General features: G+C 72.2%; 20 protein-coding genes. 7 read left to right on the top strand and 13 right to left on the bottom strand.

Annotated elements, in window-relative coordinates; genetic code table 11:
• Positions 1-138 (bottom strand): VOC family protein, encoded by a 138-nt coding sequence (locus F1721_RS20720; protein WP_387512198.1) that lies wholly within the window; start codon positions 136-138, stop codon positions 1-3.
• 239 nt (positions 139-377) lie between these two features.
• Here F1721_RS20720 and F1721_RS20715 point away from each other — a divergent pair, with 239 nt between their 5' ends.
• Complete coding sequence (locus F1721_RS20715; protein ID WP_150068385.1) at positions 378-1,673, top strand: hemolysin family protein; 1,296 nt, start codon at positions 378-380, stop codon at positions 1,671-1,673.
• 306 nt (positions 1,674-1,979) lie between these two features.
• On the opposite strand, the gene F1721_RS34490 is transcribed toward F1721_RS20715, so the two are convergent.
• From F1721_RS34490 to F1721_RS20685, 7 genes are all read right to left on the bottom strand, one after another.
• A complete protein-coding gene (locus F1721_RS34490) occupies positions 1,980-2,138 on the bottom strand; it encodes a hypothetical protein (RefSeq protein ID WP_170301547.1) in 159 nt (52 codons plus the stop codon).
• A gap of 118 nt (positions 2,139-2,256) precedes the next feature.
• Positions 2,257-2,907, bottom strand: a complete 651-nt coding sequence (locus F1721_RS20710) for an ABC transporter ATP-binding protein (protein WP_150068384.1) — start codon at positions 2,905-2,907, stop codon at positions 2,257-2,259.
• Positions 2,901-3,863 carry an ABC transporter ATP-binding protein gene (locus F1721_RS20705; protein ID WP_246155207.1) on the bottom strand — a complete coding sequence of 321 codons (963 nt, stop codon included), beginning with the start codon at positions 3,861-3,863 and terminating at the stop codon, positions 2,901-2,903. Before F1721_RS20705 ends, F1721_RS20710 begins: the two co-directional genes overlap by 7 nt.
• A 304-nt stretch (positions 3,864-4,167) precedes the next feature.
• Positions 4,168-5,034, bottom strand: coding sequence for an ABC transporter permease (locus F1721_RS20700; RefSeq protein ID WP_246155206.1), 867 nt, complete (start codon positions 5,032-5,034; stop codon positions 4,168-4,170).
• Positions 5,027-6,001: an ABC transporter permease gene (locus tag F1721_RS20695; RefSeq protein ID WP_150068383.1), complete on the bottom strand. Its 975-nt coding sequence runs from the start codon at positions 5,999-6,001 to the stop codon at positions 5,027-5,029. Before F1721_RS20695 ends, F1721_RS20700 begins: the two co-directional genes overlap by 8 nt.
• Positions 5,998-7,587 carry an ABC transporter substrate-binding protein gene (locus F1721_RS20690; RefSeq protein ID WP_150068382.1) on the bottom strand — a complete coding sequence of 530 codons (1,590 nt, stop codon included), beginning with the start codon at positions 7,585-7,587 and terminating at the stop codon, positions 5,998-6,000. The genes F1721_RS20695 and F1721_RS20690 overlap by 4 nt, the downstream gene beginning before the upstream one ends.
• A gap of 153 nt (positions 7,588-7,740) precedes the next feature.
• On the bottom strand, positions 7,741-8,418 hold the full coding sequence (locus tag F1721_RS20685) for a DUF2848 domain-containing protein (protein WP_150068381.1): 678 nt from the start codon (positions 8,416-8,418) through the stop codon (positions 7,741-7,743).
• An 87-nt stretch (positions 8,419-8,505) separates the two neighbouring features.
• On the opposite strand from F1721_RS20685, the gene F1721_RS20680 reads away from it, so the two are divergent.
• Positions 8,506-9,795, top strand: a complete 1,290-nt coding sequence (locus F1721_RS20680; protein WP_150068380.1) for an MFS transporter — start codon at positions 8,506-8,508, stop codon at positions 9,793-9,795.
• A 33-nt stretch (positions 9,796-9,828) separates the two neighbouring features.
• Here the strand turns inward: F1721_RS20680 and F1721_RS20675 are convergent, their stop codons facing one another.
• Entirely contained in the window at positions 9,829-10,455 is a 627-nt protein-coding gene (locus F1721_RS20675; RefSeq protein ID WP_150068379.1) for a GntR family transcriptional regulator, read from the bottom strand.
• A gap of 279 nt (positions 10,456-10,734) precedes the next feature.
• Between F1721_RS20675 and F1721_RS20670 the strand changes: the two genes are divergently transcribed.
• Positions 10,735-11,526, top strand: a complete 792-nt coding sequence (locus tag F1721_RS20670) for a carbon-nitrogen hydrolase family protein (RefSeq protein WP_150068378.1) — start codon at positions 10,735-10,737, stop codon at positions 11,524-11,526.
• A 168-nt stretch (positions 11,527-11,694) separates the two neighbouring features.
• Complete coding sequence (locus tag F1721_RS20665; protein WP_150068377.1) at positions 11,695-12,510, top strand: SAM-dependent methyltransferase; 816 nt, start codon at positions 11,695-11,697, stop codon at positions 12,508-12,510.
• A gap of 6 nt (positions 12,511-12,516) precedes the next feature.
• Here the strand turns inward: F1721_RS20665 and F1721_RS20660 are convergent, their stop codons facing one another.
• Complete coding sequence (locus F1721_RS20660) at positions 12,517-13,437, bottom strand: CPBP family intramembrane glutamic endopeptidase (protein WP_150068376.1); 921 nt, start codon at positions 13,435-13,437, stop codon at positions 12,517-12,519.
• A 103-nt stretch (positions 13,438-13,540) separates the two neighbouring features.
• On the opposite strand from F1721_RS20660, the gene F1721_RS20655 reads away from it, so the two are divergent.
• The gene (locus tag F1721_RS20655; RefSeq protein ID WP_246155205.1) at positions 13,541-14,200 is read left to right on the top strand and encodes a Uma2 family endonuclease; all 660 of its coding nucleotides are present in this window, start codon (positions 13,541-13,543) and stop codon (positions 14,198-14,200) included.
• On the opposite strand, the gene nadC is transcribed toward F1721_RS20655, so the two are convergent.
• The 3 genes from nadC to nadA are packed head-to-tail and all read right to left on the bottom strand — an operon-like array spanning position 14,137 to position 17,599.
• Positions 14,137-14,985 (bottom strand): carboxylating nicotinate-nucleotide diphosphorylase, encoded by an 849-nt coding sequence (gene nadC / locus F1721_RS20650; RefSeq protein ID WP_150068375.1) that lies wholly within the window; start codon positions 14,983-14,985, stop codon positions 14,137-14,139. The two genes, F1721_RS20655 and nadC, sit on opposite strands and share 64 nt — an antisense overlap.
• A complete protein-coding gene (locus tag F1721_RS20645) occupies positions 14,982-16,586 on the bottom strand; it encodes an L-aspartate oxidase (protein ID WP_150068374.1) in 1,605 nt (534 codons plus the stop codon). Before F1721_RS20645 ends, nadC begins: the two co-directional genes overlap by 4 nt.
• The gene (gene nadA / locus F1721_RS20640) at positions 16,583-17,599 is read right to left on the bottom strand and encodes a quinolinate synthase NadA (RefSeq protein WP_150068373.1); all 1,017 of its coding nucleotides are present in this window, start codon (positions 17,597-17,599) and stop codon (positions 16,583-16,585) included. The genes F1721_RS20645 and nadA overlap by 4 nt, the downstream gene beginning before the upstream one ends.
• Positions 17,600-17,751: 152 nt before the next feature.
• On the opposite strand from nadA, the gene F1721_RS20635 reads away from it, so the two are divergent.
• Positions 17,752-18,402 (top strand): NUDIX hydrolase, encoded by a 651-nt coding sequence (locus F1721_RS20635; RefSeq protein ID WP_150068564.1) that lies wholly within the window; start codon positions 17,752-17,754, stop codon positions 18,400-18,402.
• 753 nt (positions 18,403-19,155) lie between these two features.
• Positions 19,156-19,833, top strand: coding sequence for an LON peptidase substrate-binding domain-containing protein (locus F1721_RS20630; protein ID WP_150068563.1), 678 nt, complete (start codon positions 19,156-19,158; stop codon positions 19,831-19,833).
• Positions 19,834-19,841: the final 8 nt, after the last annotated feature.

Here is a 19,841-nt window from a genome sequence, read left to right as displayed (position 1 = left end):
TCAGCCCTCGGCCTGCTGGAGGGTGAAGCGGTTGCCCTCGCTGTCGAGGAACGTCGACCACCAGCCCCACGGCTGCTGCACCGGCGGCTCCGGGAACTCCACGCCCTTGGCCGACAGCTCCTCGTAGGTCCGCTGCACAGTCCCGCCTCTCCGCGATATTCAGCGGTGGTTGCCTCCGGGACCGATCTCGCGTCGTGCGGGTTCTCGTGGCTGGCTTGCGTCGCGGTCCCCTGAGGCGCGGTTGAACAGCACCCCGGTCGGCACCAAGGGGGTCACAGCACGGGCCCCTCTTCGCTCAGGTCACGGCACATCATCCACGAGCGGCGCGCCGACCGCGGGAGCTCTCGCGGACGCGCCGCGGGTGTGAGAATCGAGAGGTGGACGGAATTGTCTGGAACCTCGCGCTCGTGCTGCTGTTCGTGCTGGTCGGCGGGTACTTCGCCGCTGCGGAGATCGCCCTGGTGTCGCTGCGCGACAGCCAGGTGCGCAGGCTCGCCGAGCACGACAAGCGGGGCGCTCGCGTCGCGAAGCTGCGGGCCGACTCGAACCGGTTCCTCTCCGCGGTCCAGATCGGCGTCACCTTCGCCGGGTTCTTCGCCTCCAGCTACGGCGGCGCGACCATCGCGGTGCGCCTGGAGCCGGTGCTGGCCGGGTGGGGGCTGCCGATCGGGCTGGCCGCGTCGCTGGCGCTGATCGTGGTGACGCTGTTCGTGTCGTACCTGTCGCTGGTGCTCGGCGAGCTGGTGCCCAAGCGGCTCGCGCTGCAGAAGTCCGAGGCGGTCTCGCTGGTCACCGCCGGGGTGCTGGACCGGCTGGCGGGCCTGTCGCGGCCGGTCATCTGGCTGCTGTCGAAGTCGACCAACGCGGTGGTGCGGCTGCTGGGCATCGACCCCCGCTCGCGCGAGGAGCAGGTCAGCGAGGAGGAGCTGCGCGACATGGTGCGCACCAACGAGCAGCTGACCGTGGAGGAGCGGCGGCTGCTCAGCGACGCCTTCCGGGCCACCGACCGGGTGCTCGGCGAGGTGATGGTGCCGCGCACCGAGGTGGACTTCCTGGACCGCACCACGTCGGTGGCCGACGCGATCGAGGAGGTGGCGGGCAAACCGCACTCCCGGTACCCGGTGATCCGGGAGACCGCCGACGACGTCGTGGGGTTCATCCACGTCCGCGACCTGCTGACCACGGCGCACAGCGGCGGCGACGGCGCGCGCACGGTCGGCGACCTGACCCGGCCGGTGACCGCGCTGCCCGCCAGCAAACCGGTGCTGGCCGCGCTGACCCAGATGCGGCGCCGCGGCAGCGGGCACCTGGCGGTGGTCGTCGACGAGTACGGCGGCACGGCGGGCATCGTGACCGTCGAGGACCTGGTGGAGGAGGTCGTCGGCGAGATCTGGGACGAGTACGACCCGAGCGCGGCGCCGGTGCGCGCGAAGGCCGACGGCAGCTACGAGGTCGACGGCCTGCTGCACCGCAGCGAGTTCGAGCAGCAGACCGGCATCCGGCTGCCGGACGGGCCGTTCGACACGGTGGCGGGCTTCGTGATCAGCCGCCTCGGCCGGGTCCCTGAGGAGGGCGACTCGCTGGCGGCCCTCGGCCACCGCTTCACCGTCCGGGCGATGGACGGCCACCGGGTGTCCCGCCTGCTCATCAGCGCCCTCGAAGACCAGTCCTGACGGTTGCGATGGGGGTGATCTTGCGTTTTCTGGGTTTCTTGTGGCTGGGTCGCGTCACGGTCCCCTGCGGTGCCGTCGAGCGGGCTCAGCCCCTGGCGTTCCGGTGGCGATTTCTCGCGAGATCGGCAGCTCTGACGCCGCCACCAACGCACCCGAACCCGCGTCCTCGGCTTCGTCGATTTCGCTTGAAATTGGCGACCTCGCCACCGCAGGCTCCGTCGAGAACGCGGCCCGATATCACGTGCCCGGGAACGACGACGGCCCCTCCGCCCGTGCTGGGCAGGAGGGGCCGTGTCCGGTAAGGGATCAGGACAGCAGCAGGAACAGCGCTCCCACCACGACCCCGATGACCACCACGACCGCTGCGGTGATCATGACCGCGCGCATCTTCGGGCGGTCGTCGCGCACCTCGGACTGGGCCCGTTCGCGCCACTGCATGAATGTGGTGCCTTCGCCCTCGCTCACCGTCGACTCCTCGGGTCCGTCGTCACTTGCCGAGCGGTCCCCCGCGACCGCGCACTCCCCCACCTTGTCACACCGCCTCGCGGCCCTGGCAAGCGATCGGGGACGGCGAGCGCCGCGATCACACCGCCGCCGAGGAGCCGTCCAGGCGCACCACGTGCACCGCCCAGTGGGCGAGCAGGTCCTCGTCGTGGCTGATCGCCAGCACCCCGGTCCCGCGCTCGTGCACCTGCCGGTCCACGACCTGCACCAGCGCCGCCGTGGTGGAGGCGTCGAGCATGGCGGTCATCTCGTCGCAGATCAGGTACCGGGGGCGCAGCGCCAGGGCCCGCGCCAGGCACGCCCGCTGCAGCTGGCCGTCGCTGACCTCGTGCGGGCGCCGCGAGAGCAGCTCCGCGGTCAGCCCGACCTCGTCGGCCAGCTCGTCCACGTCGCCGGTGGTCCCGGTGGCGCGCAGCGGCTCGGCGACGATGTCGCGCAGGGTGAACCTCGGGTCGACGGCGGGCCGCGGGTGCTGGAAGACGATGCCGATGGCGGCGCGCTGCGCCTTCGGGGTGGCGTGCCGGTACCCGCCGACGGGCTCGCCGTCGATCGAGACCTGCCCGGACCACGGCTCGTGCAGCAGCCCGAGCACCCTGGCCAGGGTGGACTTGCCGCAGCCGCTGGGCCCGGCCAGGCCGACCACCGCGCCGGTGGGCAGGTCCAGGCCGACGCCGTCGAGCACCGGTTCGCCGCGCCGGTACCCGGCGACCACGCCGGTCGCGCTCAGCACGGCGGGTGCGCGGCGACCCAGCGGCCGCCGTGGTCGATGAGCTCCGGATCACCCGTGCACGGTGCGAAACCGGGCACGTCCGGGCATCGCTGGCAGAACACGCAACCCCACTCCCGTTCGATGCGGTCCAGTTCGGTCAGGGCGGGCGGGTGGCCGGGGATCGGCCGGAACCCGCCGTCGGGCAGCGCGGCGAGCAGCCCCGCGGTGTAGGGGTGCCAGGGCTCGGCCAGCACCTCGTCGGCCGGTCCGGCCTCCACGATGCGGCTGGCGTACATCACCGCGATGTCGGTGGCGACCCGCCGGGCGGCGGCCAGGTCGTGGGTGATCAGCAGCACCGCGCGGTCCTCGGTGGCGGACTCGGCGAGCAGGTCCACGGTGCGGTGCACCAGGGGCCGGTCGAGCCCGGTGGTCGGCTCGTCGGCGAGGACGACCTGCGGGTCCCCGGCCAGCGCCAGCGCGAGCGCGACCCGCTGGGCCATGCCCCCGGACAGCTCGTGCGGGTACCGGTCGAGGGCGGCGGGCTCCAGCCCGACGCGTTCGGCGAGCGCATCCGCGTCGAGTTCGCCGCCCAGAGCGCGGATGGTCTCGACGAGCTGGCTGCGCGCGGTGCGCACCGGGGTCAGGTGGGTGCTCGCCGACTGCGGCACCAACCCGACCATCCGCCCCCGGACCTGCCCGGCCAGCACCGATTCCGGCGCGGACAGCAGCTCGATCCCGCCGCGCAGCAGCGCTTTCCCGCGCACCTCGGCGTTTCCGGGCAGCAGCCCGAGCAGCGCCGAGGCCAGCACGGACTTGCCGCAGCCGGACTCGCCGACCAGCGCCAGCACCCGCCCGGGCCGCAGCTGCAGCGTCGCGTCGGTCACCGCGCGCACCTCCGCCTGCCGCCCCAGCATGAACCGCACGGACAACCGCTCCAGTTCGAGCAGCGGGTCGTTCATCGCCGTCCCCCCGACCATGCCTTCTCCCCCACTGCTCGGTGCGGGTCGCGCGATTTCCATTGAAATCGGACATCTGATTTCCATTGAAATTGCGTGGATCCCGGCGCGCGGTCGACCTGCCGGGTGCCCGGCGCACCGACGAGTCGCGCGTTTTCCGCGGAAATCAGGTCCTCGGCCTGAGCCGAGACCTCGGTCCCCCGCCGCACCCGCGCTCGCCGAGGTGGGAGCTCCCGGGGTCGCAGTTTCAGTTGAAGCTGCGATCTCCAGGCACGTGGATCCGCAGTTTCAACTGAAACTGCGGTTCGCCCGGGTACCTCGGCCGTCACAGGGCCAGCTCCGATCGGCGTCGGGGCACGACTCGGTCGCGCCAGGTCGCGGCCAGGCCGGAGACCGCCAGGGTGGTGGCCACCAGCAGCAGGGACGGGAACAGCACGATCCACCAGGCGCCCAGCAGCACCGCTTCGCGGCCCGCGCCGAGGATGTTGCCGATGCTGGCCAGGTGCGGGGGCAGGCCGAGGCCCAGGAAGCTCAGCGCGGTCTCGTGCCACACCGCGTGCGGCACGAGCAGCACGGCCGAGAGCGCCGCCTGCGGCACGATCGCGGGCAGCAGGTGCCGCACCAGGATCCGCCACCGCGACGAGCCGCCCGCGATCGCCGCGTCGACGTACGGGCGGCTGCGCAGCGACAGCACTTCGGAGCGCACGATGCGCGCCACCGTCGTCCAGTGCGTCAGCGCGATCGACAGGATCACCGCGCCCAGGCTCCCCCGGTACAGCGCGACGATCACGATGCCCAGCAGCAGGTGCGGCACCGAGTTGACGATGTCCACCAGGCGCATCAGCAACCGGTCCGGCCACCCGCCGAGGGCACCGGCGACCGCGCCCACCAGCGAACCGAGCACAGTGGACACCAGCGCGCTGAACCCGGCCACCAGCAGGGAGATCCGCAGCCCGGTCAGCGACTGCACGAACAGGTCCCGGCCGCCGGAGTCGGTGCCGAACGGGTGCGCCGGGCTGGGTGCGAGGCGGATCGAGTCGTACCGCACGGACTCGCTGCCGAACAGCACCGGCACCGCGAACGCGAGCAGCACGAGCACCGCGAGCGCCGCGGACGATCCCCAGAACCGGGCCCGCGGGTGCGCCCGGGCGGTGCGGGAGCGGCCCGCGGGCCGCCAAGCGGTCTCAACCATCGGCGGCCACCCTCGGGTCGAGCAGGATCGCGGCGATGTCGGCGAGCAGCGAGCCGAGCAGCACCGCCGCGGTCGCCACCAGGGTCAGGACCGCCAGCAGCGGGTAGTCCACCGCGGTCGCCGCGGTGACCACGGCGGCGGCCAGCCCCGGCCAGGAGAAGACCTCCTCGACCAGCACCGCGCCGGTGACCAGCTCCGGGATCCGCGCGCCGATCAGCGTCACGAAGGGCAGCAGCGCGGTCGGCAGCGCGTGCCGCAGCACCACCACCCGCTCGGCGAGCCCGCGCGCCCGCGCGCCGGTCACGTGGTCCTCCGACAGCGAGGTCAGCATCGACTGCCGGACGTGCAGCACCAGCCACGGCGACTGCGAGATGCCCAGCACCAGCGCGGGCAGCGCCAAGTGCTCGGCGACCTGCCCGAACGAGACGGGCTGCCCCGCGTCGGTCAGCCCCGCCACCGGCAGCCAGCCCAGGCCCAGCGAGAACACCGCGATGGACAGCAGCGCCAGCACGAACGGCGGCAGGCCTTCCAGGGCGTGGCCGATGGCGGTGACGAACCGGTCCACCCAGCCGCCCTGCCGCCACGCCGCGACCGTGCCCAGCACCAGCGCGAGCACCACCGCCAGCGCCAGCCCGGTCGCGGCCAGCAGGACCGTCCACGGCAGCCGCTCGGCGAGGACCTGCGCGACGGGCTGCCGGAACGACCGGGACACCCCGAGGTCGCCGCCGAACACCCCGGTCAACCAGTGCCAGAACTGCACCAGCACGGGGTCGTCCAGGCCCAGCTCGGCGCGCACCCGCGCGACGTCGGCGGCCGACGCGCCGAAGATCTCCACCCCGTAGTACTGGTAGATCGGGTCGAACGGCGAGGCCGCGGCGAGCAGGAACACCCCGAGCGCCACGATCACCAGCACCGGCACCGCGAACCCGATCCGCCGCAGCACCAGGCGGCCGATCGCACGGCTCATGCCTGCGGCTTCCAGTCCTCGATGTTCCACCACGGCCCCCAGGTGGTGCCGTGCGTGTGCGGCTCGACCGGCGGCTGGTAGCCGGTCCACCCGCTGTCGCGCATCACGTAGCTGTGGTCGATGAACGCCAGGTACACCAGGCCGGGGTCGGCGACGTAGGCGCGCTGGGCCTGCCGGTAGAGCTCCGCGCGCTTGGCCGGGTCGAGCTCCTGGCGGGCCCCGTCGAGCGCGGCGTCCACCTCGGCGTTGCGGTACTGGCCGGGGTTGTTGTAGGTGCCGGTGCCGATCACCGAGGAGTGCAGGCTGTTGTAGACCTGCGGGTCCGGGTCGATCGGGTTGCCGCCGCCGAGCACGATGCCCTCGTTGCCGATCCGCGCGGCGACCGCGGAGCGGTCCACCCCGGCGAGGTCGACCTGGATGCCGATCGCCCTGGCGTCCGAGGCGAACGCGGTGGCCAGGTCCTTGCGCAGGCTGTCGTCGGCGAAGTACATGACGGTGAACTGGGCGCGCACCCCGCCGCGCTCGCGGATGCCGTCCGCGCCGGGCCGCCAGCCCGCCTCGTCCAGCAGCTCCTTCGCGCGCTCGGGGTCGAAGTCGAACCGGGCGGCGGGTTCGAAGTTGGCGCCCATCGACTCCGGGACCGGCGCGTAGGCGGGCTTGCCGTGCCCGCCCAGCAGCGCCTTGATCATGCCCTCGCGGTTGACCGCGAGGTTCAGCGCCGTGCGCACCGCTCGGTCCCCGGCGACCGGGTGGGTGTTGGGCAGCGCGATGCTGCGGTAGTCGGCGGTGCTGTGGTGCACCGTGCGGTAGCCGTCGCGGCCGACGCTCTCGGCGAGCACCGGCGGCAGCACCGTGCCGTCGAACTCGCCGGAGGCCAGGCGCTGGGCGCGGGTGTTGTCGTCCTTGGCAAAGACCACGGTGACCTTGCCGACGGCCGGTGCGCCGCCCCAGTAGTCGGCGTTGCCCTCCCAGGTCATCTGGTCGCCCTGCCGCCACTCGACCAGCTTGTACGGGCCGGTGCCGACCGGCTTGGTGTTGAGCTCGGAGTTCTCCTGCGGCTGCGGGGTGGCGAGCTTCTCGTTCGGCACGATGCCCAGCACCAGCTTCGACGGCCAGGCCGAGTACGGGATCTTCAGGTCGAACTGCACGGTGTGCGGGTCGAGCGCGCGCACGTCGGCGAGCATCTCGTAGTCGGAGCTGATGGTGGAGGCGTAGGCCGGGTCGACCGCCGCCTTGTAGGTGGCCACCACGTCCTCGGCGTCGAACGGGGTCCCGTCGTGGAAGCGCACACCGTCGCGCAGCTTCACCGTCCAGGTCTTGGCGTCCGGGGACGACTGCGGGGGCTCTGCGGCCAGCGCGGGCCGCAGCTCGGCGCGCCCGTCGAAGGCCAGCAGGCCGTCGTAGAACTTGGCCGCGCCCTCGGCGCCGTAGCCCAGCAGCGGGTTCAGGCTCTCCGGCTCGAACCCGTCGGCGAGCAGCATGGATCCGGGATCACCGGACCCCGGCGCGGTCGGCGCGGCGCACCCGGCACCGAGCAGGGTCAACGCGACCGGGACAGCGACGAGCAAACCACGACGATTGAGCACGCCTGAACTCTAGGCACTGCTGCAAATGTTTCTCAATAATGCTGAGATCTTCCTCGCCGGATGCTCTGGCCCGGGAAGAGGTCGTGGCAGGTGGGACCCGTGAGCACTTTCTAGTGTCAGGACCCCGGAAAGCGCTCACGGGCCCGGACGCGCTCACGCCACCGGGTCGGGCATGCGGTCGAGGCGGTACTCGCAGGCGATGGTGGCGCCGGTCTTCGGGTCGCCGAGCTCCACCCGCCAGGTGTCGGCGAACTGGTCGACGGCCGAGTCCATCGGGATGGTGCCGGACAGCAGCACGGTGCCCGGCTTGAGCAGGCCGCGTTCCCGCAGGTCGTCGAGCCAGTACTGGGGCGAGAGCAGCTCCGCGAGGGTGCCCCGCTGGATCTGCTCGCCACCGGCCCACGCGGTCAGGGTGAGCTCGTCGACGCGGTCGGCGACGTCGACCAGCCGCCACGCCTGGCGGCCCAGCACGTCCGGCCCGGCCTGCTTGCTCCACGCGACGCCGTGCACCTCCAGCGCCCGGTCGGTGTGGTCGCAGGCCACCGTCAGCAGCACGTCGCGCTCCTCCGGCCCGGCGACGACCAGCGCCCACTCCGCCTCGCCGGAGGTGCGGTCGTGCTGCACCGGCACCTGGTCGGGCTGCATCGCGAGGTACGGCGCGACCGGGTACAGGCAGGGCGTGCTGGTCGGCGCGGGCACCCCGAGCTCGGCCAGCTCGGCGACGTGCGCGGCCACGTCCTCCTGGCTGCGACCGGCGTAGCCGCCGTTGAGCAGCGTCGTCACCGACACCTCGACGACCTCGCCGTTGACATCGAAACGCAGTGGAAACACAATCCCCTCCAAGGCGGCATACCGGTTGTATACATTTAGTATCACAACAGACCGCACCTCAGCGCGGCAAGCTCGACAAGGACCTCGATGACTCAAGCCCTCCCCGCCACCGCGCGGCCACCTCGCAAGGACCTGATCAAGGCGTTCGTCGCGTCGTTGAGCGGGACGTCCCTGGAGTGGTACGACTTCGCCGCCTACTCGGTGGCCTCGGCGCTGGTGTTCGGCCAGCTGTTCTTCCCCAGCCACGACCCGCTTTCGGGCACGCTGCTGGCGTTCTCGACCTACGCCGTCGGCTACGTCTCCCGACCGCTGGGCGGCTTCGTCTTCGGTCGGCTCGGCGACGTGCTGGGCCGCAAGCAGGTGCTGGTCATCACCCTGCTGGTCACCGGCATCTCCACGGTGTTCATCGGACTGCTGCCGACGCACGACCAGGTCGGCGCGCTCGGCGCGGTGCTGCTGGTGGTCCTGCGGTTCGCGCAGGGCGTCGGCATCGGCGGCGAGTGGGGCGGCGCGGTGCTGCTGTCCAGCGAGTTCGGCAGCGAGAAGCACCGCGGTTTCTGGGCCTCGGCGGCGCAGATCGGCCCGCCCGCGGGCAACCTGATGGCCAACGGCGTGCTGGCGGTGCTGGCCGCGACGCTCACCCAGGAGCAGTTCATGTCCTGGGGCTGGCGGGTCGCGTTCCTGCTCTCGGCCGTGCTCGTGCTGTTCGGCATGTGGATCCGGGTGAAGCTGGAGGAGACCCCGGTCTTCAAGGAGCTGCAGGAGAAGGGCGAGCAGGCCGGTGCGCCGGTGCGCGAGGTCTTCACCCGCGAACCCCGGGCGCTGGTGTCGGCGATCCTCTCCCGCGTCGGCCCGGACGTGCTCTACGCGCTGTTCACCGTCTTCGTGCTCACCTACGCGACGCAGCAGCTGGACATGCCCAAGAGCTGGGCGGTCACCGGGGTCATGCTCGGCTCGACGCTGCAGCTGGTGCTGATGCCGCTGGCCGGTGCGCTGTCCGACCGGATCGGCCGCCGCAAGATCTACGCGGTGGGCGCGATCGGCGCGGGCGTGTGGCCGTTCATCTTCTTCCCGATGGTCCAGGGCGGTTCGGCGACGCTGCTGGTCGTCGGCGTGATCGTCGGCCTGGTCTGGCACGCGCTCATGTACGGCCCGCAGGCGGCCTTCGTCTCCGAGCAGTTCAGCCCGGCGCTGCGCTCCACCGGGTCGTCGCTGGCCTACACGCTGGCGGGCGTCGTCGGCGGCGCGCTGGCACCGCTGCTGTTCACGTCGCTGTTCGCCTACTTCGGCACCTGGGTGGCCCCGGCCGCCTACCTGGTGGCGACGTGCGTGGTGACGCTGATCGGGCTCGCCCTCGGCCGCCGCGACGCGCAGTGAGGTCCGCGAGCGGTTCGGGGCGGCCCGAACCGCTCAACCCTCGATGAGAACTTGCTGGGTGGCCTGGAGATGAGCGGTGATCGCCGCCTCGGCGGCTTCCGCGTCCCCCGCGGCGAGCGCCTCCACGATCGCCTCGTGCTCGACCAGCACCGCCTTGCGGCGGTCGCCGTGGGAGAACAGGGCCACGATGCCCGCGCGGATCTGCCGGGCGCGCAGCCCGTCGTAGGTCTTGCTCAGCATGTCGTTGCCGACCGCGCGGACCAGCGCCGAGTGGAACCGGTGGTCGCGGTCGATGAAGGCGCGGGCCTCGTCATCACCGGTGAGCCCGCGCTGGCCGTCGAGCTCGGCGCGCATCTCGACCACCGGCACCGCCCCGAGCTCGACGGCGCGCCGGGCGGCGTAGCACTCGATCATGGCCCGGATCTCGAACAGCTCGCGGATCTCCCGGCCGCCGACGGGCGCGATGTAGGCACCGCGCTTGGGCACCAGCTGCACCAGCTCCTCGGCGGCGAGCAGCAGCAGGGCCTCGCGGATCGGCGTGCGGGACACCCCGATCTCGTCGGCCAGGGCCTGTTCGTTGACGAACTGCCCCTGCATGGCCGGGTCGCTGAGGACGGTGTCCTTGAGGTGGTCGTAGGCGAGTTCGCGTCCGGACGGCAACGAGTACCCCTTAGAGCTGGTTGGTGGATGGTCTGGATAGGTGGTCCCTCAGCGGAACCTGAGAGCTTCCCTGGACTGCGGGTGCCCCTCCTGATGTATGCCAATACACGGCGGAGGGGCCGTCCTCGCCAGGAAAGCTCTCAGAACCCGCCGGTGGTCATCTTTCGTAGGTGGATGCAAGCGGCTGACGCCGCTTCCAAAGGCGCGGACGGCATCCGCCGACAGCTCCTCTTGCATATCGCTGGTATACAAACATGGTAACGGTTGTGGAGGATGGTTATGCGGATCGCGTTGTGCCAGATCGTGACCGGCCCGGACCCGAAGGCGAACCTCGAGCTGGTGGCCGACGGCGTCCGGCGGGCCGCCGAGGCCGGGGCCGACCTCGCGGTGTTCCCGGAAGCGACCATGGCGTGCTTCGGCGTCAAGCTCGGCCCGCTGGCCGAACCGCTGGACGGGCCGTGGGCCGCCGAGGTCCGGCGGCTGGCCGACGAGGCGGGCATCGCGGTGGTGGCGGGCATGTTCACCCCCGCTGACGACGGCCGGGTCACCAACACGCTGCTGATCACCGGCCGCGGCGTGGACACCAGCTACGACAAGATCCACCTGTTCGACGCCTTCGGCTTCGCCGAGTCCGACACGGTCGCCCCCGGCACCTCGCCGGTGGTGGTGGACCTCGGCGGCACCAAGGTCGGCTTCACCACCTGCTACGACGTCCGCTTCCCCGGCCTGTACGCGGCGCTGGCCGACCAGGGGGCCTCGGTGATCGTCACCTCGGCCTCGTGGGGCTCCGGGGAGGGCAAGCGCGAGCAGTGGGAGCTCCTGGTCCGCGCCCGCGCCCTGGACTCGACGTCGTGGGTGGTGGCCTGCGGCCAGGCCGACCCGCGCAGCATCGGCCGCGAGCCGAGCGGCAAGGCCCCGACCGGCATCGGCCACAGCCTCGTCGCCACCCCGTTCGGCCAGGTCCACGCCCAGCTCGCCGACGCCCCGGACGTCCTGGTCGTCGACGTGGACCCGGCCGCGGTCGAGCAGGCCCGCCAGGCCATCCCGGTCCTCGCCAACCGCCGCTTCTGAGCGAGAAGCAGGGGCGCCCTTCACCAGCTCGTCGAAGGGCGCCCCTGCTTCTCGCGGCGGTTCGGGCGCAGTTCCGGCCGGTTCCGCCGGATGCCCTGCAGCGCATGACGGGGATGCGGTAGACAGTAGCCGTCAGCAGCCGTCGAGCGCTTTCAGGGAGAAGCCGGTATGCCCGATTCCGAGGACGTCCAGATACGGGGGTCCGTCTCCGACGAGATGGACACGACCGTGCCGCACGCGGCCCGCGTCTGGAACTTCTGGCTCGGCGGCAAGGACCACTACGCGGTCGACCGCGCCGCTGGCGAGGAGTTCCTGCAGGTGTTCCCGGGGATGCGGGCGGCGGCGCAGGCCAGCCGGGGCTGCCTGGGGCGGATGGTCCGGCACCTGGTCACCGAGTGCGGGGTGCGGCAGTTCCTGGACGTCGGCACCGGCCTGCCGACCGCGGAGAACACCCACGAGATCGCGCAGCAGGCGGCCCCGGAGAGCCGGATCGTCTACGTCGACAACGATCCGCTCGTGCTGGCCCACGCCCGCGCGCTGCTGACGAGCACGCCGGAGGGGGCCACCCGGTACATCCACGCCGACGTCCGCGAGCCCGAGGCGATCGTCGAAGGCGCCCGCGAAGCGCTGGACCTCGACCGCCCGGTGGCCCTGATCCTGTTCGGGATCATGGGCCTGATCCCCGAGTACTCCCGCGCACGGTCCATCGTGGACACGTTGCTCGCGGCGCTGCCGTCGGGTTCCTACCTGGCGCTGTTCGACGTCGACGACAGCGACCCCGTGGCGGTGGACGCGGCCCGGCGCTACGCGGAGTCCGGCGCGATCCCGTACAACCACCGCACGCCGGAGGAGATCGCCGGTTACTTCACCGGCCTGGAGCTGGTGGACCCGGGGGTGGTCCGGTCCGGCCAGTGGCGCGCCGAGGCCTCGGAGCTCGCGCAGCGCGACACCACCACGCTGGCAGGGCTGGGACGCAAGCCCTGACGCCTTTCACCTCGCTGCTGATCGGGCGCGGCGGTGGGCGAGGTAGGCGAGGGCCGTGCCGATGGCGAGGACGGCAGTGGTGAGCAGGCTGCCTTCCACGCCGAAGGCGCCGCCGGTGAGGAGCGGGGCGCTGCCCGGGGTCCCCGCCGTGGTCAGCATCGTCGTGCTGATGTCCATCCCGGAGACCTCGATGCCGTAGACGTTGCCCTGGCACCAGTTCCACACCGCGTGGAACGCGCACACACCCCAGAGCCCGCCTTCGGCCAGCGCCCAGAACGCCAGCAGCAGCGCGATGAGCAGGATGTTGACCAGGGCCACCACCGTCACGTTCGGGTTGGCGCCGTGCAGCAGGGAGAAGACCACGGCCTGCAGGCCGACGGCGGCGGTCAGGCCCCACTTCCGGTAGGTCACCTGCATCAGGTAGCCGCGGGTGATGATCTCCTCGGTGCTGGCCTGCACGGCGAACCCGACGAGCGCGACGAACGCCCCGCCGATCTGCGCGACGTGCACCGCCCCGACGTCGAACTGTCCACTGAGGAGGTTCACGCCGACCGGCAGGCCCAGCAGCACCACCGCGATGGCCGCGCCGATCCCCAGGTGCACACCGACCCGCGAAGCGGGGAAGAACCCGACGCTGCCGAACGGCCGCCGCTCCTTGAGCCGGACCCACAACGCGAGCATCCCGACGACGCCGAGGAAGCTGAGCAGCATCGCGAGCTGGTCGACCAACGTCATGGTCCCGCCGACCGCAGCCGCCGCCGAAGCCCCGAGCAGCGGGAATAGCACCAGCGCGGCAGCGGTCTGCCCCACCAGCAGGCACACCACGACCACAACCACCCCGACGACCGGCCCGCTGGGCCGCCGAGCCCGGTAGATCCCACCCAACAACGGCGACGGCACAACCCGGTCCGGCTCCGCGCTGCTCACCAAGCTTCCCCCCGATCCAGCGAAAGACACCTGTCCACCACGCACAGTAATCTCCCACCGCACCACGAGCGCACAACCCACCCCGGACCTCGGTGTTCCCCTGATGACTTCCTTGCCCGACTGGCTGTTCCTGCCGCCCGCAGGGATGGATGCGGCCACCTACGAAGCGCTCCCCGACGAGACGTGCAAGTACCTCGAAGTAATCGACGGCGCCGTACTCGTGCACCCGGGCCCGACCCGTCGGCACCAGAACACCGTCCGACACCTCGCGAACGAGCTGGAGCGGATCTGCGGGTCCGCGCTCGCGATCACCACCAGCGCGGACCTCAGGCTGCGCGACGAACCGCTCCTGATCCGCAAACCCGACATCGTCGCGCACGACCTCGGCCTGCCGGACGACGCGGTCCTGCGCCCAGCGCACTGCCGACTGGTGGTCGAGGTCGTGTCCGCGTGCTCGGCCACTGCCGACCGGATCGACAAACCTGCCGAGTACGCCGCCGCGGGCATCGAACGCTTCTGGCGGGTCGAGGGCGACCGCCAGCCGATGACATTCCGCTACCGCTTGGACCCCGCGACGAAGCGCTACGCCGAAGATGCCCTGGATCCAGACGACTTCGGCCGCCACTCGGACCGCAACCAGGGGCACCGCACCCACCGCGGCCCCGGCACGCGGTGGGATGCGGATTCACCACCGAGTGATCACATGTCCAGGCCGAGGTCGAGGGCTGGGGAGGAGTGGGTGAGGCCGCCGACCGCCAGGTAGTGGACCCCGGTTTCCGCGTACTCCGCCGCTACTTCGAGGGTGAGGCCTCCGGAGGCCTCCAGCTCCGTGTTCGGGGAGGTCTCGCGGACTCGGCGGACCGCCTCCGCGCACTGGTCCGGGGTGAAGTTGTCCAGCAGGACCAGGGAGACGTCCTCGGCCAGCACCGCGTCGAGCTCGTCGAGCGTGCCGACCTCGACCTCCATCGGCAGGTCCGGGGCGTGCGCGCGGCAGGCGCGGACCGCGGCCACCACCGAGCCCGCCGCCACCACGTGGTTGTCCTTGATCAGCAGCGCGTCGCCGAGGCCCATCCGGTGGTTCACGCCGCCACCGCAGCGGACCGCGTACTTCTGCAGCGCCCGCAGGCCCGGCAGGGTCTTGCGGCTGTCCCGGATGCGGCAGCCGGTGCCCGCCACCGCCTCGACCCACGCCGCCGTCGCGGTGGCGATGCCGGACAGGTGGCACAGCAGGTTCAGCGCTGTGCGCTCGGCCGTGAGCAGGCCGCGGACCGGGGCCTTCACCCGCAGCGCGCAGTCGCCCGGGGCCAGCACGTCGCCGTCGGCGCGCTCGGACAGCACCGCGTAGGCGTCCGCGCCCAGCACCTCGTCGAGGACCAGCCGCACCAGCGGCAGGCCCGCGACCACGCCCGCCCGGCGGGTGTTGAAGCCCGCTTCGGCGATCGCGTCGGCCGGGACGGTGGCCTCGGTGGTCGCGTCCGGGCCGTAGCGCAGGTCTTCGGCCAGCGCGGTGCGCACCACCTGGCGCGCGTCGTCGATGTCGATGGTCATGCCGCGGTCCTCGCAATCCCGGCCGTGGTGTGGATGAGCCAACCCGAGGCGTCCAGCCGGAACACCGTGCTGCGCCGCCAGCGCAGGTCGTCGGTGTCCGGGAAGTCCGTGCGGCGGTGGCAGCCGCGGGATTCGGCGCGCTGCCGGGCCGCGGCGAGCAGCGCCTGCGCGGTCATCAGCAGCGACGCGTCCTCCACCGCTTCCCGGGTCTTGAGCGGGCGCACGATCGCCGCGCCGTCCAGCGCCTTCGTGGCCGCCGCCAGCCCCTCCTCGGAGCGGCCGATGCCCGCGTGGCGGCTCATCGTGGTCTGCAGCAGCTCGCGGTCCACCACCGCGAGCGCGGGCGGCACGACTTCGCCGACCGGCTTGCGGTTCAGCAGGCCGCAGCACAGGTCCTTGGCCACCGCCTCGGCGGCGCGCGCCCCGACGACGAGGCCTTCCAGCAGGCTGTTGGACGCCAGCCGGTTCGCGCCGTGCAGGCCGGTGCAGGCGACCTCGCCCGCCGCGTAGAGGCCGGTCACCGAGGTGCGTCCGTCCACACTGGACATCACGCCGCCGCACGAGTAGTGCGCCGCGCTGGCCACCGGGATCGGTTCGCGCACCGGGTCGATCCCGGCCGCCCGGCAGGCCGCGTGCACGGTCGGGAACCGCGCGGCGAACCCGGCACCGATGCCGGTCGCGTCCAGGAACACGTACTCCGAACCGGTTTCCGCGGCGCGGCGGTTGATCGCCGCCGACACCACGTCGCGCGGCGCGAGGTCCTCCAGCGGGTGCTCCCCGGCCATGACGCGCTGACCGCGCACGTCGACCAGGACCGCGCCCTCACCGCGCACGGCCTCGGTGATCAGCGGACGGCGACCGCGCGGGCCGCCCGGCGTGTAGAGCACCGTCGGGTGGAACTGCACGAACTCCAGGTCGGCCACCGTGGCACCGGCGCGCAGCGCCAGCGCAACACCGTCCGCAGTGGACACTTCGGGGTTGGTGGTGGCCGCGTAGAGCTGCCCGAGGCCGCCCGTGGCCAGCAGCACCGCAGGCGCGCGCAGCACTCCCGGCCTGCTCTCCGCGTCCATCGCGAGCGCGCCCGCGATGGAGCCGTCCTCGCCGCGCAGCAGCTCGACCACGCAATGCTGCTCCAGCACCGGGATCCCGCCGCCGCGCACCGCGTCGGCCAGCGCGCGCTGGACCTCCGCACCGGTGGCGTCGCCGCCCGCGTGGATCACGCGGAACGCGCTGTGCCCGCCCTCGCGGGTCCGGGCCAGCTCGCCGTCGGCTCCGACGTCGAAGCGGGCACCGGCCCCGCGCAGCCGGGCGATCGCCGCCGCGCCACCGGCCAGGATCTCCCGCACCGCCGGGCGCGAGCACAGCCCGACGCCCGCGGTCAGCGTGTCCTCGACGTGCTTGGCCAGGCTGTCGCCCGGGTCCAGCTCGTCGGGCCGGACCACGGCGATGCCGCCCTGCGCCCAGGTCGTGTTGCCCGCGTCCACCGAGTCCTTGCTGACCACCAGCACCCGCAGGCCCAGCTCGCGGGCCCGCAGCGCCGCGGTCATGCCCGCGACGCCGGTGCCGACGACCAGCAGGTCCGCGCCCGCTTCCCAGCTCATTCGCCGCCCCCGGGCTTGCCGATGGCGATCATCCGCTCGACCGAGGCCCGCGCGCGGTCGGCGACGTCGCTGGGCACGTGCACCTCGTCGGCGCCCTCCCGCAGGCAGCGCAGCAGCGCAGCCGGGGTGATCATCTTCATGTACCGGCAGGAGGCCCGGTCGTTGACCGCGCGGAAGTCGATCTCCGGCGCGGCCTTGCGCAGCTGGTGCAGCATCCCGACCTCGGTCGCCACCAGCACGGACCGCGCACCGGTGTCGCGCGCCGCGGTCAGCATGTCGCCGGTGGACAGGATCTTCACCCGCTCCGCGGCGACGGTGCCCTCCCCCGCCAGGTACAGCGCCGAGGTCGCGCAACCGCACTCCGGGTGGATGAACAGGTCCGCGTCCGGGTTCGCCGCCGCCCGCTCGGCCAGCTCCGGGCCGTTGATCCCGGCGTGCACGTGGCACTCCCCGGCCCAGACGTGCAGGTTGTCCCGGCCGGTCTCGCGCTTGACGTGCGCGCCGAGGAACTGGTCCGGGCAGAACAGCACCTCGCGGTCGGCCGGGATGGAGCGCACCACGTCGACCGCGTTGGACGAGGTGCAGCAGATGTCGGTCTCCGCCTTCACGTCGGCGGTGGTGTTCACGTAGGACACCACGACCGCGCCCGGGTGCTCGGCCTTCCAGGCGCGCAGCTGCTCGGCGGTGATCGAGTCGGCCAGCGAGCAGCCCGCGCGCTCGTCCGGGATGAGCACCGTCTTGTCCGGGCCGAGGATCTTGGCGGTCTCGGCCATGAAGTGCACGCCGCAGAAGACGATCGTGCTCGCGCTGCTGCTGGCCGCGATGCGGCTCAGCGCCAGCGAGTCCCCGGTGTGGTCGGCGACGTCCTGGATCTCGGGCAGCTGGTAGTTGTGCGCCAGCAGCACCGCGTCCCGCTCGTCGGCCAGCGCGCGGATCTCGCGGGCCCAGTCGGCGTCGGCCTGCACTCCCGTGTAACCGGCGTCGGTCCGCTCCCAGGTGGCAGTAGCGGCCATGTCGTCCTCCTCGCCGGATCCCCCGGTCGGCTGGCCGGGAAGCTCCGCTGTACACCCCGGATCAACCGCTCCGAGGTTTTCGCCTTAGAATCGAAAACGTGCCACATCCTAACACCGCTGGTCACCCGAACGAGAGCGACGCTGGTCACGAAGTGCTCGCCGGGGTCCTCCAGGTGCGCGACGACCACCTACAGGTGATGCTCTGGCAGCGTGCCCGGGAGCCGGACGTGCACCGCTGGTCGCTGCCCGGCGGACGGCTCGCCACCACCGAGGACGTGGAGACCTCGATCCGCCGCCAGCTCGCGGAGAAGGTCGACGTGCACAAGCTGTCCCACGTCGAGCAGCTGTCGGTGTTCAGCGCCCCGGACCGGGTGCCCGACCGCCGCGTGGTGGCCACCGCGTTCCTCGGCCTGGTGCCCTCCGACGTCGACCCCGAGGTCCCCGCCGACACCCGGTGGCACCCGGTCGAGGACCTGCCGCCGACCGCCTTCGACCACGAGCAGATCGTGCTGGCCGCCCGGGACCGGCTGCGCGCCAAGCTGTCCTACACCAACATCGGCTTCGCGCTGGCCCCCGCCGAGTTCACCGTCTCCGAACTGCGCGGCATCTACTCCGCAGCGCTCGGCTACCAGGTCGCGGCGACCAACCTGCAGCGCGTCCTCACCCGCCGCGGCGCGCTGGAACCCACCGGCCGCACGGTCCCCGCCGGACCCGCTGGCGGCCGCCCGCCCGCGCTGTTCCGCTTCACCAGCCGGGACCTCCAGGTCACAGACCCCTTCGCCGTCTTCCGCCCACCGAGCTGAAACCCTGTCTTGAACTCGTTTTGCGTGGCGGTGCCGGTAGCGGAACCTCAGCGCCCGCCTGGACTCCGGGTGCCCAACTTTATGTATGCCAATACACGGCAGCCGGGCCGTCCTCGCCAGGCGAACGCTGAGAACCCGCGGCGGTGCAAGCTGCGAGGGTGGGTTATGCGCCTGCGGCGCATGCGACGACCTAACGATCGGTGCCGGACGCCCACTGCGGTCGCTGTTCACCGCCGAAAGCGGCTTCGCCGCTTGCCTGACGACGGCCAGTCATCAACTTCCCCTCACCACTCCTGCTCGCCTTGCGGCTGCCGGTGATGGCGGTGGTCGGCTTGTGCGCTCACCTCGCCGCTTCTGCTTTGGTTGTGGGTTGTTTTGGCTGGTCATGGGTCGTGAGTGCTTTCTGGGGTTGTGGCACCAGAAAGTGGTCACGGGTTCTGAGCAGGCTGAACCGTGGCTCCGGTCGTGCGATCGGGGGTGGGGCGCTGGTTGCTGGTCACCGCTGGAAGCGCCTTCGGTGCTCGCCTTGCCCCCAGGGGTCTCGCCGAGGTCTGGGCGGGTGGTGCGTCGTGTCAGTTTTGCCTGACACTGCACCACGCGCAGAGGGCTCGGTCAGTTGTAGGCGAGAGTGGTGCACCACCCCGCTCTGGAGGGCTTTTTCGGGGTCCGTGGCGTTCCGATGTTCGTGCTGCGGGTGCTCCGGGGCGCGTTCGCGAGGCCGGTGCTTCACGCGGCAAGTAGGTTGGGGGCGTGTTGGACGTCTTGCCGTTGTTCCCGCTGGGGTCGGTTCTCCTGCCGGGCGGTCACCTGCCGCTGCACGTCTTCGAACCGCGCTACCGGCAGCTGGTCGAGGACCTCGTCGGCGAAGCCGTGCCGGACCGCCGGTTCGGCGTGGTCGCCATCAAGCAGGGCTGGGAGGTCGGCGAGGACAACGTGGACTCGATGTACGACGTCGGGTGCTCGGCCGTGCTGGACCAGGTCCGCCAGCTGCCCGGCGGGCGCTACGACGTCAGCGCCGCGGGCGAGCGGCGGTTCCGGCTGCTGCAGATCGACCGCAGCGCCGCGCCGTACCTGGTCGCGAAGGTCCAGTGGCTGCCGGACACCGAACCGGCCGACGACTCCCCGGCCCGCCGCGAGCACCTGACCACCGCCGCCCGCGCGGCGCACCAGCGCTACCACGCCACCGGCCTGCGCGGCGGGAGCCGCGAAACCCCCGGCGCGGACGCCGATGCCGCGGCGCTGTCCTACCTGCTGGCCGACGACTGCGTGCTGACCGTGGAGGACCGGCAGGACCTGCTGGCCGAGACCGATCCGCTGGTGCGGCTGCGCAACGTCCGCCGGTTGCTGCTGCGCGAGGCGGAGTTCCTCCGCGAGCTGCGCGCGGTGCCCGCCCCGCTCGCCGAGTTCGCCCAGCGCACCAGCGCGAACTGACGCCCGTT

This window comes from Saccharopolyspora hirsuta, assembly GCF_008630535.1.
GTDB classification, from domain to species: Bacteria; Actinomycetota; Actinomycetes; order Mycobacteriales; family Pseudonocardiaceae; genus Saccharopolyspora; species Saccharopolyspora hirsuta.
Note: the sequence above shows the minus strand (reverse complement) of the source record. Positions and strands in the feature narration are given on the sequence as shown.

What these genes read in the sequence shown, in the direction of transcription:
- F1721_RS20705 (WP_246155207.1), bottom strand. Translation starts at nt 3,863, where the DNA reads ATGGTCGGGGGGACGGCGATGAACGACCCGCTGCTCGAACTGGAGCGG.
- F1721_RS20700 (WP_246155206.1), bottom strand. Translation starts at nt 5,034, where the DNA reads ATGGTTGAGACCGCTTGGCGGCCCGCGGGCCGCTCCCGCACCGCCCGG.
- F1721_RS20695 (WP_150068383.1), bottom strand. Translation starts at nt 6,001, where the DNA reads ATGAGCCGTGCGATCGGCCGCCTGGTGCTGCGGCGGATCGGGTTCGCG.
- F1721_RS20680 (WP_150068380.1), top strand. Translation starts at nt 8,506, where the DNA reads ATGACTCAAGCCCTCCCCGCCACCGCGCGGCCACCTCGCAAGGACCTG.
- F1721_RS20670 (WP_150068378.1), top strand. Translation starts at nt 10,735, where the DNA reads ATGCGGATCGCGTTGTGCCAGATCGTGACCGGCCCGGACCCGAAGGCG.
- F1721_RS20665 (WP_150068377.1), top strand. Translation starts at nt 11,695, where the DNA reads ATGCCCGATTCCGAGGACGTCCAGATACGGGGGTCCGTCTCCGACGAG.
- F1721_RS20655 (WP_246155205.1), top strand. Translation starts at nt 13,541, where the DNA reads ATGACTTCCTTGCCCGACTGGCTGTTCCTGCCGCCCGCAGGGATGGAT.
- nadC (WP_150068375.1), bottom strand. Translation starts at nt 14,985, where the DNA reads ATGACCATCGACATCGACGACGCGCGCCAGGTGGTGCGCACCGCGCTG.
- F1721_RS20645 (WP_150068374.1), bottom strand. Translation starts at nt 16,586, where the DNA reads ATGAGCTGGGAAGCGGGCGCGGACCTGCTGGTCGTCGGCACCGGCGTC.
- nadA (WP_150068373.1), bottom strand. Translation starts at nt 17,599, where the DNA reads ATGGCCGCTACTGCCACCTGGGAGCGGACCGACGCCGGTTACACGGGA.